Origin of the sequence: Bacillus sp. FSL R7-0166 (genome assembly GCF_038008935.1) — a bacterium.
Taxonomy (GTDB): domain Bacteria; phylum Bacillota; class Bacilli; order Bacillales; family Bacillaceae; genus Bacillus; species Bacillus altitudinis.
Genome location: NZ_JBBPAC010000001.1, coordinates 571721 through 586134, shown reverse-complemented (window position 1 = coordinate 586134; position 14414 = coordinate 571721). Strand labels below are relative to the sequence as shown.

The 14414-nt window shown below is 46.0% G+C and carries 10 protein-coding genes, 4 tRNA genes and 3 rRNA genes; 3 read left to right on the top strand and 14 right to left on the bottom strand.

Annotated features, from left to right (window positions below; translation table 11 throughout):
• Positions 1–183: 183 nt before the first annotated feature.
• The 12 genes from tsaD to NST01_RS02900 all read right to left on the bottom strand — a co-directional run bounded on the left by tsaD (position 184) and on the right by NST01_RS02900 (position 9432).
• A complete protein-coding gene (gene tsaD, locus NST01_RS02955) occupies positions 184–1212 on the bottom strand; it encodes a tRNA (adenosine(37)-N6)-threonylcarbamoyltransferase complex transferase subunit TsaD (RefSeq protein ID WP_019743791.1) in 1029 nt (342 codons plus the stop codon).
• Entirely contained in the window at positions 1205–1633 is a 429-nt protein-coding gene (gene rimI, locus NST01_RS02950; protein ID WP_008344382.1) for a ribosomal protein S18-alanine N-acetyltransferase, read from the bottom strand. The genes tsaD and rimI overlap by 8 nt, the downstream gene beginning before the upstream one ends.
• 25 nt (positions 1634–1658) lie before the next feature.
• On the bottom strand, positions 1659–2348 hold the full coding sequence (gene tsaB, locus NST01_RS02945; protein WP_035703483.1) for a tRNA (adenosine(37)-N6)-threonylcarbamoyltransferase complex dimerization subunit type 1 TsaB: 690 nt from the start codon (positions 2346–2348) through the stop codon (positions 1659–1661).
• Positions 2329–2805 carry a tRNA (adenosine(37)-N6)-threonylcarbamoyltransferase complex ATPase subunit type 1 TsaE gene (gene tsaE / locus NST01_RS02940; protein WP_046527695.1) on the bottom strand — a complete coding sequence of 159 codons (477 nt, stop codon included), beginning with the start codon at positions 2803–2805 and terminating at the stop codon, positions 2329–2331. The genes tsaB and tsaE overlap by 20 nt, the downstream gene beginning before the upstream one ends.
• Positions 2806–2817: 12 nt before the next feature.
• Positions 2818–3795: a thiamine-phosphate kinase gene (gene thiL, locus NST01_RS02935; RefSeq protein ID WP_019743793.1), complete on the bottom strand. Its 978-nt coding sequence runs from the start codon at positions 3793–3795 to the stop codon at positions 2818–2820.
• A 278-nt stretch (positions 3796–4073) separates the two neighbouring features.
• Positions 4074–4150, bottom strand: a tRNA-Asp gene (locus NST01_RS02930).
• Between the two features lie 49 nt (positions 4151–4199).
• Positions 4200–4276 (bottom strand) — tRNA-Met (locus tag NST01_RS02925).
• A gap of 17 nt (positions 4277–4293) precedes the next feature.
• Positions 4294–4409 (bottom strand): 5S ribosomal RNA (gene rrf, locus NST01_RS02920).
• 61 nt (positions 4410–4470) lie between these two features.
• Positions 4471–7401: ribosomal RNA gene (locus NST01_RS02915) — 23S ribosomal RNA — on the bottom strand.
• A 182-nt stretch (positions 7402–7583) separates the two neighbouring features.
• Positions 7584–9132: ribosomal RNA gene (locus NST01_RS02910) — 16S ribosomal RNA — on the bottom strand.
• Together the 16S, 23S and 5S rRNA genes with 4 tRNA genes alongside form the textbook arrangement of a ribosomal RNA operon.
• Positions 9133–9266: 134 nt before the next feature.
• Positions 9267–9340: transfer RNA gene (locus tag NST01_RS02905), tRNA-Gly, on the bottom strand.
• Positions 9341–9355: 15 nt separating this feature from the next.
• Positions 9356–9432: transfer RNA gene (locus tag NST01_RS02900), tRNA-Arg, on the bottom strand.
• 369 nt (positions 9433–9801) lie between these two features.
• On the opposite strand from NST01_RS02900, the gene gltP reads away from it, so the two are divergent.
• Positions 9802–11052, top strand: a complete 1251-nt coding sequence (gene gltP / locus NST01_RS02895) for a glutamate-aspartate/proton symporter GltP (RefSeq protein WP_024719154.1) — start codon at positions 9802–9804, stop codon at positions 11050–11052.
• A gap of 38 nt (positions 11053–11090) precedes the next feature.
• On the opposite strand, the gene NST01_RS02890 is transcribed toward gltP, so the two are convergent.
• Both NST01_RS02890 and NST01_RS02885 read right to left on the bottom strand, forming a co-directional pair.
• Complete coding sequence (locus NST01_RS02890; RefSeq protein ID WP_046342787.1) at positions 11091–12110, bottom strand: S66 family peptidase; 1020 nt, start codon at positions 12108–12110, stop codon at positions 11091–11093.
• Positions 12111–12190: 80 nt separating this feature from the next.
• The gene (locus tag NST01_RS02885; protein WP_017358425.1) at positions 12191–13066 is read right to left on the bottom strand and encodes a DMT family transporter; all 876 of its coding nucleotides are present in this window, start codon (positions 13064–13066) and stop codon (positions 12191–12193) included.
• 295 nt (positions 13067–13361) lie between these two features.
• On the opposite strand from NST01_RS02885, the gene NST01_RS02880 reads away from it, so the two are divergent.
• Together NST01_RS02880 and NST01_RS02875 are read left to right on the top strand one after the other, a co-directional pair.
• Positions 13362–14087, top strand: coding sequence for an AzlC family ABC transporter permease (locus tag NST01_RS02880; RefSeq protein ID WP_007496390.1), 726 nt, complete (start codon positions 13362–13364; stop codon positions 14085–14087).
• Entirely contained in the window at positions 14084–14404 is a 321-nt protein-coding gene (locus tag NST01_RS02875) for an AzlD domain-containing protein (protein ID WP_008346681.1), read from the top strand. The genes NST01_RS02880 and NST01_RS02875 overlap by 4 nt, the downstream gene beginning before the upstream one ends.
• Positions 14405–14414 lie beyond the last annotated feature (10 nt).

The window sequence follows — 14414 nt, the reverse complement described above, 5'->3', positions numbered from 1 at the left end:
ATGAACTTTATTTTAGTCCTTTGTCTTCTTTTCAGCTCAGCGTGATAGAAAACCTTTGCAGTCTAGGAAGGACGAGTACTGGCGCGGAGCGAATTTGATATTCGTGAGCACCAGCACGCAGGACTGACACCGAATGCAAGGGTTTGTCTACACGCTGAAACTCCTGTATATCCACAGGAGTTCTTATTTATAGGAGACAAGCGGCAGTCCAGGTTGACCGTTCATTGCCATGTCGCCTCTTATTCCCTTTTCAAATGCAATGGTTCCCGCAGCAGCAATCATGGCTGCATTGTCTGTACAAAGAGACAATGGCGGAATCATGACATTCACTTCAGGTAGCTTCGCAAATGCTGAAGTAAGGGCTTCTCTAAGACCTTTATTGGCAGCAACCCCGCCAGCTAGAACGACTTGTTTCACACCATACGATTCAGCCGCTTTTAATGTCTTTCCAACCAGCACCTCAATCACGCTTTCTTGGAAACTTGCAGCCAAATCCTCTGGCGCAATGGTTTCACCCTTTTGAGACGCATTGTGTAATGTGTTGATGACCGCTGATTTTAAACCGCTAAAGCTAAAATGATAGGATCCTTCTTCAAGCCATGCTCGAGGAAGCTTAATCGTTGGCTCCCCTTCATGTGCCAATCGATCAATGTGAGGTCCCCCTGGATATGGCAGACCCATTGTCCGAGCTACTTTGTCATACGCTTCTCCAGCCGCATCATCCAACGTTTCACCAATAACCTCAAAAGACCCATGCTCTTTCATCAAAACAAGCTCAGTATGCCCACCAGAGACGACTAGAGCTAAACAAGGAAACACCAGTTCACCAACGAGCTGGTTCGCATAAATGTGTCCAGCAATATGATGAACACCTACAAGCGGAATTTGATGTGCGAAACTCAGTGCTTTGGCTGCATTGACACCTATCAAAAGTGCACCAACTAAGCCTGGACCTTCTGTCACAGCAATGGCATCTAAATCCTGAAAGGTCATATTGGCCTGCGTCATGACTTCTTCTAATACGATCGTCATTTGTTCCACATGATGCCTTGAAGCGATTTCTGGTACCACGCCGCCAAATCGTTTATGGCTTTCTATTTGTGAGGCGACAACATTCGCTACGATCTCTTTCCCATTTTTCACAATGGACGCAGCTGTTTCGTCACAGCTTGTTTCTATACCTAATATGAATCGATCTTTTTTTTCACTCATTTATCTTCACCCACATGACTAATGCATCTTCCCCGTTATCCGTATAATAATTCTTTCGAATAGAAGCTGGTTTAAAACCGAGCTTTTCATAAAGGGATTGTGCTGGCGTATTTGATACCCGCACTTCTAGTGAAAGATGATCTGTCTTTTTTTCTTTGCAAAATTCCATGACATATCGAAGCAGCGCTTCCCCGTATCCTTTTCCCCGGTGCTCAGGGAGAATCGCAATATTCGTAATTTGTGCATCATCCATGACAATCCAAACGCCGCAATACCCAACAGGCTGACCATCTTCTTCAATGAGGAAATAATGGCTGTATTGGTTATGGAGAATTTCATAGACAAACGACTCTTTTTTCCAAGGCGCTGTAAACGAATGCACTTCAATCGTATATACCTCTGGGATGTCCTCTACTGTCATTCTTCGCATCTCTACTGTGTTGAGATTATTTTTGTCCTTCAAGCCATTTCACTTCCGCTTCTGCCAAACGAATATAATTAGGAACAAGCTGATGGACATCTTCAGCAGGGCGGTCTGCCCCCAAAAATGCGAGCACTGAAGGTCTTGGGTTGTGAAATGCCTCGTCTGCTAAAACGGCGGTTTCTCCAAGTATGGAGAGTATATTCTCTTGATGAAGATGCACATCATGTCCAAGAAATAAAACAGGGTTCCCTTCCTTTTTCAGCTCTTGAAGCCAATCAGTGAGCAGGATATTTTGATCAGGTTTCACTTCTTTTATCTTTCCACCTTCAAATGTATATAACCCTGTATAAACTTGTCCTCTTCTTGCATCAAATATAGGAGAAATCATTCCATTAAAATATCGAGCATTTGCCGCCAGCGTTTCTAAACTTGAAACAGCAGCTATCGGAATAGACAGCGTCCAAGCAAGTGTTTTTGCAATGGTCACACCGATTCTAACGCCAGTGTAAGAACCGGGTCCTTTGGCTACAACAATTTTGCTTAATTCGTTCGGTGCTACGCCGCATTCTTTCATCAGTGCTTCAACTGTCGGCATTGCACGTACTGAATGATTCTTCTTTAAGTACGTAATACTTTCCCCAACCACAGTGTCATCACGGACAAGAGCTATTCCGAGTGTATGGTTTGACGTATCAATTGCCAGTATGGTCAATGTCTTTCATCTCCTTACAAAGGGCCTCATAGCGCTCCCCTTTTGCATAAAACGTGAGATGACGTTCTTCTTCACGTTCTGTTCTCAGCATTTCAATTTTTAAATACGATGAAGGCAATTGAGGTTCAATGAGATGTGCCCATTCAACCAAACATACACCTTCCCCCTCAAAATATTCGACCAGTCCAATATCTTCTTCCGCATCTTCCATACGATACACATCCATATGATAAAGTGGCAGTCTGCCATCCGTATATTCTTTAATAATTGTAAAAGTAGGGCTGTTGACGATACGGGTAATACCTAAGCCTTCTGCAAAACCTTTTGAAAAAGTCGTTTTACCTGCGCCTAAGTCTCCTTCTAATGTTAAAACATCGCCGGGCATCACAAGTGTAGCCAAGGCAGCAGCAATTCGTTTCGTCTCATCCGCACCTTTTGTTGTCCACGTTAACTTCATGGTGGAGTCACCTCATTTCTTAAAATGATTATATCCTTTTTTCATTAAAATTGTTTGTTGATCATGGTCTTTTAAAATAACGCTGGACGCTCGGTCATCTTTGACTTGTCCAATACGCGTGACCTGAATGTGTTCTTTTTTACATTGCGTCTCAAATCGCTTCCAATCCGATTCAGGGATCGTACCAGTTAAGACAAAATCCTCTCCACCGAACAAGACCCATTCAAGCCACTCTTTATGTAACAACGGTAGATGTGGATGTTTTGGAAGCTGAGCAGCTTCAATTTCAATCGTCACACGACTGGCTTCCGCTATTTCGTTTAACTCACTCGCTAATCCGTCACTCACATCATTCAAGGTCACCCGGGGGAAGCTTGAACAAATAAGGCCAGCAGCAATATGCGGCTGCGGCATTTTGTGTCGCTCTAGAAAAAAAGCAGTGTCAATCGAATGTGCAGCATTTACTTCATTCATTAAAAGGGATAGCCCAGCAGCTGATGAACCTAGTTCACCTGTGACAAAGACAACGTCTCCTGTCTGAGCACTATGACGGTAACAGGCTGTTCCCTTTGGAATCTCACCAATGACCGTTACTGTGATGACAAAGTCACTGCGGGTGGCTACTGTATCTCCACCGATTAAATCCATATGATATGTGTCAGCCAATGCTTTCATTCCCTCGTAAAAAGCTGCGACAATTGCTTCATCCCCATGAGGCGGGATCGCAATTGATACAAGATAATACTTAGGGGTTCCTCCCATGGCTGCGATATCACTGATATTCACTGCCAGCGCTTTAAATCCAACCTCAAAGGGTGTGGAAAAATCAAATCGAAAATGGACATGCTCTACCATTGTATCAACACAAACGACCTCTTCACAATGTGAATGAGGTTGATAAACACTAGCATCATCACCGATGCCCATGACCAAAGAACGCTGATGCGTTTCTTTTGGTGTAATTCGGCGAATAAGATCAAATTCATCCATAAAAGACAGCCCCTTCATACAATCAACTGATTGAGCAAACATGATGTCAGACACAGTTAGTATTAGTGTAGCGAATATGAGCCTCGGTTCCAACTAAAAATGATATAAAGAAAGCCTGGTATAAAAAAACCAGGCGTTGTTTGTTGAAGTCATGATCTTTTCTTATCACATTTAGTGTAGCCAAACACAAGGAGTTTCATTGCATCTAGGATACTTATTGAAAGAAAAAGACATAAAAAAAAACGAAACTATACGTTTTCGTTTACAAGTTATAAAAATGGCGGTCCGGACGGGACTCGAACCCGCGACCTCCTGCGTGACAGGCAGGCATTCTAACCAACTGAACTACCGGACCATTTTGGCTGTACTCAATGAGTACTCCCTATTTAATAGGTAAAATAATTTGGTTGCGGGGGCAGGATTTGAACCTGCGACCTTCGGGTTATGAGCCCGACGAGCTACCGAACTGCTCCACCCCGCGACGATATAAAATAACAAGCTCGGCGGCGTCCTACTCTCACAGGGGGAAACCCCCAACTACCATCGGCGCTGAAGAGCTTAACTTCCGTGTTCGGTATGGGAACGGGTGTGACCTCTTCGCTATCGCCACCAAACCTGATGGAGAGAATGTTCTCTCAAAACTAGATAACAACGTTCATTTTTCACATTAGAATATAGGTTAAGTCCTCGATCTATTAGTATCTGTCAGCTCCACGTGTCACCACGCTTCCACCTCAGACCTATCAACCTGATCATCTTTCAGGGATCTTACTTCCTTGCGGAATGGGAAATCTCATCTTGAGGGGGGCTTCATGCTTAGATGCTTTCAGCACTTATCCCGTCCGCACATAGCTACCCAGCGATGCCCTTGGCAGAACAACTGGTACACCAGCGGTGCGTCCATCCCGGTCCTCTCGTACTAAGGACAGCTCCTCTCAAATTTCCTGCGCCCGCGACGGATAGGGACCGAACTGTCTCACGACGTTCTGAACCCAGCTCGCGTACCGCTTTAATGGGCGAACAGCCCAACCCTTGGGACCGACTACAGCCCCAGGATGCGATGAGCCGACATCGAGGTGCCAAACCTCCCCGTCGATGTGGACTCTTGGGGGAGATAAGCCTGTTATCCCCGGGGTAGCTTTTATCCGTTGAGCGATGGCCCTTCCATGCGGAACCACCGGATCACTAAGCCCGACTTTCGTCCCTGCTCGACTTGTAGGTCTCGCAGTCAAGCTCCCTTGTGCCTTTACACTCTGCGAATGATTTCCAACCATTCTGAGGGAACCTTTGGGCGCCTCCGTTACATTTTAGGAGGCGACCGCCCCAGTCAAACTGCCCACCTGACACTGTCTCCCTGCCCGATAAGGGCAGCGGGTTAGAAGGTCAATACAGCCAGGGTAGTATCCCACCGATGCCTCCACCGAAGCTAGCGCTCCGGTTTCCAAGGCTCCTACCTATCCTGTACAAGCTGTACCAACATTCAATATCAGGCTGCAGTAAAGCTCCACGGGGTCTTTCCGTCCTGTCGCGGGTAACCTGCATCTTCACAGGTACTATAATTTCACCGAGTCTCTCGTTGAGACAGTGCCCAGATCGTTGCGCCTTTCGTGCGGGTCGGAACTTACCCGACAAGGAATTTCGCTACCTTAGGACCGTTATAGTTACGGCCGCCGTTTACTGGGGCTTCAATTCGCACCTTCGCTTACGCTAAGCGCTCCTCTTAACCTTCCAGCACCGGGCAGGCGTCAGCCCCTATACTTCGCCTTACGGCTTCGCAGAGACCTGTGTTTTTGCTAAACAGTCGCCTGGGCCTATTCACTGCGGCTTCTCGGGGCTTTAACACCCTAAGAAGCACCCCTTCTCCCGAAGTTACGGGGTCATTTTGCCGAGTTCCTTAACGAGAGTTCTCTCGATCACCTTAGGATTCTCTCCTCGCCTACCTGTGTCGGTTTGCGGTACGGGCACCTCTCACCTCGCTAGAGGCTTTTCTTGGCAGTGTGGAATCAGGAACTTCGCTACTAAATTTCGCTCGCCATCACAGCTCAGCCTTCACGGGAAACGGATTTGCCTATTTCCCAGCCTAACTGCTTGGACGCGGATATCCAATACCGCGCTTACCCTATCCTCCTGCGTCCCCCCATTGCTCAAATGGTGAGGAGGTGGTACAGGAATATCAACCTGTTGTCCATCGCCTACGCCTTTCGGCCTCGGCTTAGGTCCCGACTAACCCTGAGCGGACGAGCCTTCCTCAGGAAACCTTAGGCATTCGGTGGACGGGATTCTCACCCGTCTTTCGCTACTCATACCGGCATTCTCACTTCTAAGCGCTCCACCAGTCCTTCCGGTCTGACTTCACTGCACTTAGAACGCTCTCCTACCACTGTTCGTAAGAACAGTCCGCAGCTTCGGTGATACGTTTAGCCCCGGTACATTTTCGGCGCAGAGTCACTCGACCAGTGAGCTATTACGCACTCTTTAAATGGTGGCTGCTTCTAAGCCAACATCCTGGTTGTCTAAGCAACTCCACATCCTTTTCCACTTAACGTATACTTTGGGACCTTAGCTGGCGGTCTGGGCTGTTTCCCTTTCGACTACGGATCTTATCACTCGCAGTCTGACTCCCAAGGATAAGTCATCGGCATTCGGAGTTTGACTGAATTCGGTAACCCGGTAGGGGCCCCTAGTCCAATCAGTGCTCTACCTCCGAGACTCTTACCTTGAGGCTAGCCCTAAAGCTATTTCGGAGAGAACCAGCTATCTCCAGGTTCGATTGGCATTTCACCCCTACCCACACCTCATCCCCGCACTTTTCAACGTGCGTGGGTTCGGGCCTCCATTCAGTGTTACCTGAACTTCACCCTGGACATGGGTAGATCACCTGGTTTCGGGTCTACGACCACGTACTCATGCGCCCTATTCAGACTCGCTTTCGCTGCGGCTCCGCATCTTCTGCTTAACCTTGCACGGGATCGTAACTCGCCGGTTCATTCTACAAAAGGCACGCCATCACCCGTTAACGGGCTCTGACTACTTGTAGGCACACGGTTTCAGGATCTATTTCACTCCCCTTCCGGGGTGCTTTTCACCTTTCCCTCACGGTACTGGTTCACTATCGGTCACTAGGGAGTATTTAGCCTTGGGAGATGGTCCTCCCGGATTCCGACGGAATTTCACGTGTTCCGCCGTACTCAGGATCCACTCTGGAGAGAACAACATTTCAGTTACAGGGCTGTTACCTTCTTTGGCGGGCCTTTCCAGACCTCTTCGCTTATATCGTTCCTTTGTAACTCCGTATAGAGTGTCCTACAACCCCAAGAGGCAAGCCTCTTGGTTTGGGCTGTTCCCGTTTCGCTCGCCGCTACTCAGGGAATCGCATTTGCTTTCTCTTCCTCCGGGTACTTAGATGTTTCAGTTCCCCGGGTATGCCTTCTCATACTCTATGTATTCAAGTATGGATACTACTCCATTACGAGCAGTGGGTTTCCCCATTCGGAAATCTCCGGATCAAAGCTTGCTTACAGCTCCCCGAAGCATATCGGTGTTCGTCCCGTCCTTCATCGGCTCCTAGTGCCAAGGCATCCACCGTGCGCCCTTTCTAACTTAACCATTTCTTACTTTAGAAAGAATCACTATGTGTGATGAACTTTGCATTGCATTCAATGTGAATGTATTACTTATTGTTATCTAGTTTTCAAAGAACAATCCTGTCTCGCTAGAGACATGTTTGAAGGAATGATCCTTCAAAACTAAACAAGACGAAAAACGTACGCTGCTCCATATATCCTTAGAAAGGAGGTGATCCAGCCGCACCTTCCGATACGGCTACCTTGTTACGACTTCACCCCAATCATCTGCCCCACCTTCGGCGGCTGGCTCCATAAAGGTTACCTCACCGACTTCGGGTGTTGCAAACTCTCGTGGTGTGACGGGCGGTGTGTACAAGGCCCGGGAACGTATTCACCGCGGCATGCTGATCCGCGATTACTAGCGATTCCAGCTTCACGCAGTCGAGTTGCAGACTGCGATCCGAACTGAGAACAGATTTGTGGGATTGGCTAAACCTTGCGGTCTCGCAGCCCTTTGTTCTGTCCATTGTAGCACGTGTGTAGCCCAGGTCATAAGGGGCATGATGATTTGACGTCATCCCCACCTTCCTCCGGTTTGTCACCGGCAGTCACCTTAGAGTGCCCAACTAAATGCTGGCAACTAAGATCAAGGGTTGCGCTCGTTGCGGGACTTAACCCAACATCTCACGACACGAGCTGACGACAACCATGCACCACCTGTCACTCTGTCCCCGAAGGGAAAGCCCTATCTCTAGGGTTGTCAGAGGATGTCAAGACCTGGTAAGGTTCTTCGCGTTGCTTCGAATTAAACCACATGCTCCACCGCTTGTGCGGGCCCCCGTCAATTCCTTTGAGTTTCAGTCTTGCGACCGTACTCCCCAGGCGGAGTGCTTAATGCGTTAGCTGCAGCACTAAGGGGCGGAAACCCCCTAACACTTAGCACTCATCGTTTACGGCGTGGACTACCAGGGTATCTAATCCTGTTCGCTCCCCACGCTTTCGCTCCTCAGCGTCAGTTACAGACCAGAGAGTCGCCTTCGCCACTGGTGTTCCTCCACATCTCTACGCATTTCACCGCTACACGTGGAATTCCACTCTCCTCTTCTGCACTCAAGTTTCCCAGTTTCCAATGACCCTCCCCGGTTGAGCCGGGGGCTTTCACATCAGACTTAAGAAACCGCCTGCGAGCCCTTTACGCCCAATAATTCCGGACAACGCTTGCCACCTACGTATTACCGCGGCTGCTGGCACGTAGTTAGCCGTGGCTTTCTGGTTAGGTACCGTCAAGGTGCAAGCAGTTACTCTTGCACTTGTTCTTCCCTAACAACAGAGCTTTACGATCCGAAAACCTTCATCACTCACGCGGCGTTGCTCCGTCAGACTTTCGTCCATTGCGGAAGATTCCCTACTGCTGCCTCCCGTAGGAGTCTGGGCCGTGTCTCAGTCCCAGTGTGGCCGATCACCCTCTCAGGTCGGCTACGCATCGTCGCCTTGGTGAGCCGTTACCTCACCAACTAGCTAATGCGCCGCGGGTCCATCTGTAAGTGACAGCCGAAACCGTCTTTCATCCTTGAACCATGCGGTTCAAGGAACTATCCGGTATTAGCTCCGGTTTCCCGGAGTTATCCCAGTCTTACAGGCAGGTTACCCACGTGTTACTCACCCGTCCGCCGCTAACATCCGGGAGCAAGCTCCCTTCTGTCCGCTCGACTTGCATGTATTAGGCACGCCGCCAGCGTTCGTCCTGAGCCAGGATCAAACTCTCCGAAAAAGTACAAAACCGAAGTTTTGTTTTTCGTCAGCGTTTGACTGACTACCTATGAAGTATCATAGGATTTTTTTATAAAAACTCGAATTAACAGGTACGTTTTGTCTTGTTTAGTTTTCAAAGATCATCTTTTAAAATGGAGCGGGTGATGAGAATCGAACTCACGACATCAGCTTGGAAGGCTGAGGTTTTACCACTAAACTACACCCGCGTGGTTAAATGTTATTGGCGCGCCCGAGAGGAGTCGAACCCCTAACCTTTTGATCCGTAGTCAAACGCTCTATCCAATTGAGCTACGGGCGCTTAATCAGGCGACTTAATTATCTTAACATATCGTTTTTATTAAGTCAACATCTTTTTGAAGTTTGTTTGTCGTATCTGTCTGAGCATCAGTGTTTCAGATGCGTCATCAGCGACGAATAAAAATATACCATGAATCATACAAAAGGGTCAATACATTTTTCTAAAAAAATTTCATGTTTTTTAAGAAGTGCTCTTTTGTTAGATAAATAGAGTTTCAATCGCCCTATTTTCATTTCTTTCTTCATAATTCTAATGATTCTTAAATAAAATCTTTCTAAATCCAAAGGAGGACAAAACATGGTCACCTAGAATTTTTATTTATTGGAAAATTCTTAATATTTTCCATGCATTTAAAGGAGGTAGGAGATGATGAAAAAGTTTGTCGCTTTTCAAATCATGATCGCTTTGGTGATAGGAGCTCTTATCGGCCACTTCTTCCCTGATTTCGGAATGGCACTGCGGCCCATTGGGGATGGCTTTATCCGATTGATTAAAATGATTGTAGTCCCTATTGTTTTCTCTACGATTGTCATCGGCGCAGCTGGCAGTGGTGGAATGAAGAAAATGGGTAGTCTCGGATTAAAGACAATCATTTGGTTTGAAGTCATTACGACCATCGTTCTTGGAATCGGGCTTTTATTGGCCAACGTGTTAAAGCCAGGCGTTGGACTCGATTTCTCTCAATTAGCTAAGAAAGATATTGGGGAACTCGATGGTTATACTCAAAAGGTCGTCGATTTTAAACAGATGGTTTTAGACATCATTCCAACCAATATCATCGATGTCATGGCTCAGAATGATTTACTAGCAGTGATTTTCTTCGCTATTTTATTCGGTGTAGCCGCAAGCGGTATTGGGAAAGCTTCCGCTCCTGTCCTTACCTTCTTTGAATCAGTAGCACAAATTATGTTTAAGCTCACACAAATGGTCATGGTGACAGCTCCTATTGGAGTTTTAGCATTAATGGCAGCTTCTGTCGGACAATACGGCATTGTTTTACTCATTCCTATGATGAAACTTGTTGGCACTGTCTTCTTAGGATTGTTTATTATTCTATTTGTTTTGTTCCCTCTTGTCGCACTGATCTTCCGTTTTAACTACTTCGAAGTGTTGAAAATGATTTGGGATTTGTTTTTAGTGGCCTTTTCTACTACAAGTACAGAAACTGTTCTTCCCCAGCTCATGTCACGGATGGAGAAATACGGCTGCCCAAAAAGAATCGTTTCCTTCGTCATCCCGTCAGGTCTTTCTCTTAATTGTGATGGTTCAAGTTTATATTTATCGGTTTCCTGTGTGTTTCTTGCACAAGCGTTTGGTGTCGATATGAGTTTATCACAGCAGCTCCTCATGATGCTTGTCCTTGTTTTAACAAGTAAAGGCATTGCAGCTGTCCCGTCTGGGTCACTTGTCGTTCTTTTGGCAACAGCTCATGCAGTAGGTCTGCCAGCAGAAGGTGTCGCTATTATCGCCGGTGTTGATCGGATTATGGATATGGCTCGAACAGGCGTGAATGTTCCTGGACATGCGGTTGCCTGTATTGTCGTTTCTAAATGGGAAAAAGTATTCCGAGAGTCTGCATGGGAAGTTCCAAAAGCAGGTGAAGAAACAAAAGGAATGTAATGTTTTTTATGAAGGAAAGGGGTCGCCCTTTCCTTTTTTTATGGCAAAAATGTCTGCTTCAGCACGGCTTTACCTTCTTGTTGCAACTGCACCTCCGCGTATGCTCCGTTAATGAGGGTCATTTGCGGTGGTACGTGTCCACAATCAATATCGTAAACAATCGGTATGTGTAATTCCTTATGCAATTCTTCATATAGATCCGTATATTCATATCCTTCCACAGGAGTGTCCACTGCACTCCTGCCAAACATGATGCCAGAGCAATGATCAAACCAGCCTGCTAGTTTTAATTGAACAAGAGACCTCTTCATGCTCGCAGCATTTAATTCACAGTTTTCAAAATACCATAGAATGGGTTCACCTTTCAGGTATGTTTCTTGAAAAGCTTTGACATCTCCAAAAGGCGTGCCAGCTAAGTGCCGGATCACATCAATACAGCCACCCATCAGTCTTCCCTTCATCGTCGTCTCTAAGTGATCAACAGTACGCCATGCGGTTGGCTCGGTTAAATGAAAGACATGAATGCTTGGATGGTCATACTGCCATTCCTTTTGATACATATCAGAAGAAAATTGAGTAACGTCCTTTTTCTCTGGAGTGGAAAGTATTTGTTCCCACATAGCCGTCACCTGATCAAGCTCTTCCCCCTGAAGATCCACCAGGTTCGGTCCATGCGCTGTTGCAATGCCTGTGTTTAATGTCAAAGCTAATAGAAGGAGACTTGTATCTGAATAACCAAGAATCCACTTTTTTTGCATCACTGAGAAATCAAGATGCTCTAACACTTCAATAAGCAGCTGTCCGCCCCATGGCGGGATGATGTGGTCAATCTCATGACAAGTCATCATCCGCTGTAACTCATTTGCTCGCTTGATTGCAGGAGCTGATTTCGCTTTTTCCTGTTGCCATACTGTCTCTCCACATATGACTTCATATCCTCTTTTTTTCATCCGATCGCAAGACAGTTGAAACATATCATGCAAAGAGGGCTGCACACCTGAGGAAGGTGCTGTCACCCCAATCGTTTGTCCTTTTTGCAAAAATGGATACTGGATCATCCCTGCTCACCTCCACCTTCTATGAAACTCTCATCTATTCATTGTAAAGAAAATTCCCCTTCTTCAAGGGGAATCTCATCTTACTCTCTCTGACGCAGGACAGTATATACACCTGCGAAAATACACAAAATCCCAACAAACGAACGTAAGCCCATCTCTTCACCTAGAAGCAGCCATCCAAGGACCGTGCCAACGATTGGTTGAAAGAAGAAAAATAGACCACCGCTTGAAGCGTCCATCAGTTGAAGCCCTCTATTCCACAAAAAGAAAGCAAGGGCCGTTGAGATGATACCTAGATACAGAATGCCGCCCCATATTTCCGGTCTTGCCATTTGATGCACATCAAGATGAGGCAAACGAAACAAGACAGGTGGTGTTAATACGATAAAGGCCACAATGATCGCATATGTTGTCGTCACTACTTGAGGATACTTTCCTGGAACTCGTTTCAAAAGAACAGACATCAGCGCCCATGTTAATGCAGCAATAACCAGTGAAAGACCGCCAACAAACTCATCCGTTTGAACAGCGACAGGCCCAATCATCGTCAGCACACCTACTGTAGCAAGCAGAATGGAGACACACTTTCTCATTGTGAAAGATTCTTTTAATAGAAAGAAAGCGAAAAGCACCATAAAAGCAGGTGTGGCCGATGTGATGACGGCACCCATTTGTGCAGACGTATACATTGTGCCAATTTCTTGGGTCACGATCGATAGAAAGTTGCCAATCAATCCAATCGACACAATCAGCGGGATATCCTTTTTGTCTAACCGAAAAGAGTAGCCCAAACGCCAAATCGTGAACACAAGAACGACTCCAGCTACTGCATATCTCATCCAGACGAGCTCAAGTGGCGGGACAACCGCAACTGTTACTTTGACCACTACATACATACCGCCCCAAATACTAGCAGCTAACGCTAAGTAGAGGGCTCCTATATATTTTCCATTCATTTTTTCCCCTCCGTTACTGGATATATTCACTGCGATATCCACAAACGGAGATCACTCTCCGTTATGGACGGAGGTGATTTGGTACATCATGTTCAAATAAAGGCTTCCATTGCATATCAGTCACCCCAATTGTGTTTATTTTCTGATTACTTTATAACAAAATCTGGTTCACTTCAATCCTTTTTATCGCCATGTTTCTTCATATAATAGAAGTTCAATAGGATTGACATGATGAATTCGTTTTCTTATAGTAAGTAAAACAATTGATGTTTACATAGAAAAGGAGTAGAGGTATTTGGATGTTGAAGCTAGGAAACACATTCCCACTGCCGGAAACGAACCGTTTCTTGAGGGAATAAAAGATTGTGTGCCAACCTTGCTTGGTTATATGAGCATTGGGTTTGCCTTTGGAATTGTTGGCATTAGTTCGCAGTTAAGTATATGGGAAATCGCGCTGTTATCTATCTTTATTTATGCTGGCGCTTCACAGTTTATCATCTGTGCATTACTTGTGACAGGAAGCCCTCTTTCCGCTATTATTTTCACCACGTTCATTGTCAATTTACGGCATTTGTTACTCAGCCTTACGCTTGCCCCCCATTTTACACGCTACTCTGTAAAGCAGAACATCGGGTTTGGTCTTCTGCTTACTGATGAATCCTTTGGCGTAGCGATGAATAAATTAGCACAGCAAGGAAAATTGAATAACAGATGGATGCATGGACTGAACATTACAGCTTATTTATGCTGGATTGCTGCGTGTACACTTGGCGGAATATTCGGACACTGGATTTCAAATCCAGAGGCGCTTGGTCTTGATTTTGCCCTATCCGCGATGTTTGCTGCGCTGCTCATTCTTTCTTTACAGACGGTGCCAAAAAATAAGCTCACCCATCGCTTATCACTTGTTTTATATATGTTTGTTGCGATGTTTGTGCTGCTTCATTTTGTTCCTTCACACGTGGCTGTTTTGTTGGCAACTGTGCTTGTTGCCACTATTGGGGTGGTGACAGATAAATGATTAGCAGTTTTATGTTATGGCTCATTCTTGGCTGTATGATTGTGACCATCATCCCAAGAGTCGTTCCATTTTTATTTGTAAGGAGTATCCAGATGCCAGAAGTGGTGCTCAAATGGTTATCATTTATCCCCATTTGTATATTTACTGCTTTGATTGCAGAGCATCTATTCATACATACTACAGCAGGCGTCACCATTCACTGGATGTATCTTGCTGTCTTGGTTCCAACTGTGTTAATCGCTGTTTGGACAAAAAGCTTGTCCCTCACCGTTCTAGTAGGCGTCATGCTGATGGGCACAGCTAGATGGTTTTTCTAATAGAAAAAGC

Excerpts from the sequence above, each read along its gene's own strand:
- gltP (WP_024719154.1), top strand. The coding sequence starts at position 9,802 with ATGAAAAAGTTTGTCGCTTTTCAAATCATGATCGCTTTGGTGATAGGA.
- tsaD (WP_019743791.1), bottom strand. The coding sequence starts at position 1,212 with ATGAGTGAAAAAAAAGATCGATTCATATTAGGTATAGAAACAAGCTGT.
- NST01_RS02885 (WP_017358425.1), bottom strand. The coding sequence starts at position 13,066 with ATGAATGGAAAATATATAGGAGCCCTCTACTTAGCGTTAGCTGCTAGT.
- rimI (WP_008344382.1), bottom strand. The coding sequence starts at position 1,633 with ATGACAGTAGAGGACATCCCAGAGGTATATACGATTGAAGTGCATTCG.
- tsaE (WP_046527695.1), bottom strand. The coding sequence starts at position 2,805 with ATGAAGTTAACGTGGACAACAAAAGGTGCGGATGAGACGAAACGAATT.
- NST01_RS02890 (WP_046342787.1), bottom strand. The coding sequence starts at position 12,110 with ATGATCCAGTATCCATTTTTGCAAAAAGGACAAACGATTGGGGTGACA.
- thiL (WP_019743793.1), bottom strand. The coding sequence starts at position 3,795 with ATGGATGAATTTGATCTTATTCGCCGAATTACACCAAAAGAAACGCAT.
- NST01_RS02875 (WP_008346681.1), top strand. The coding sequence starts at position 14,084 with ATGATTAGCAGTTTTATGTTATGGCTCATTCTTGGCTGTATGATTGTG.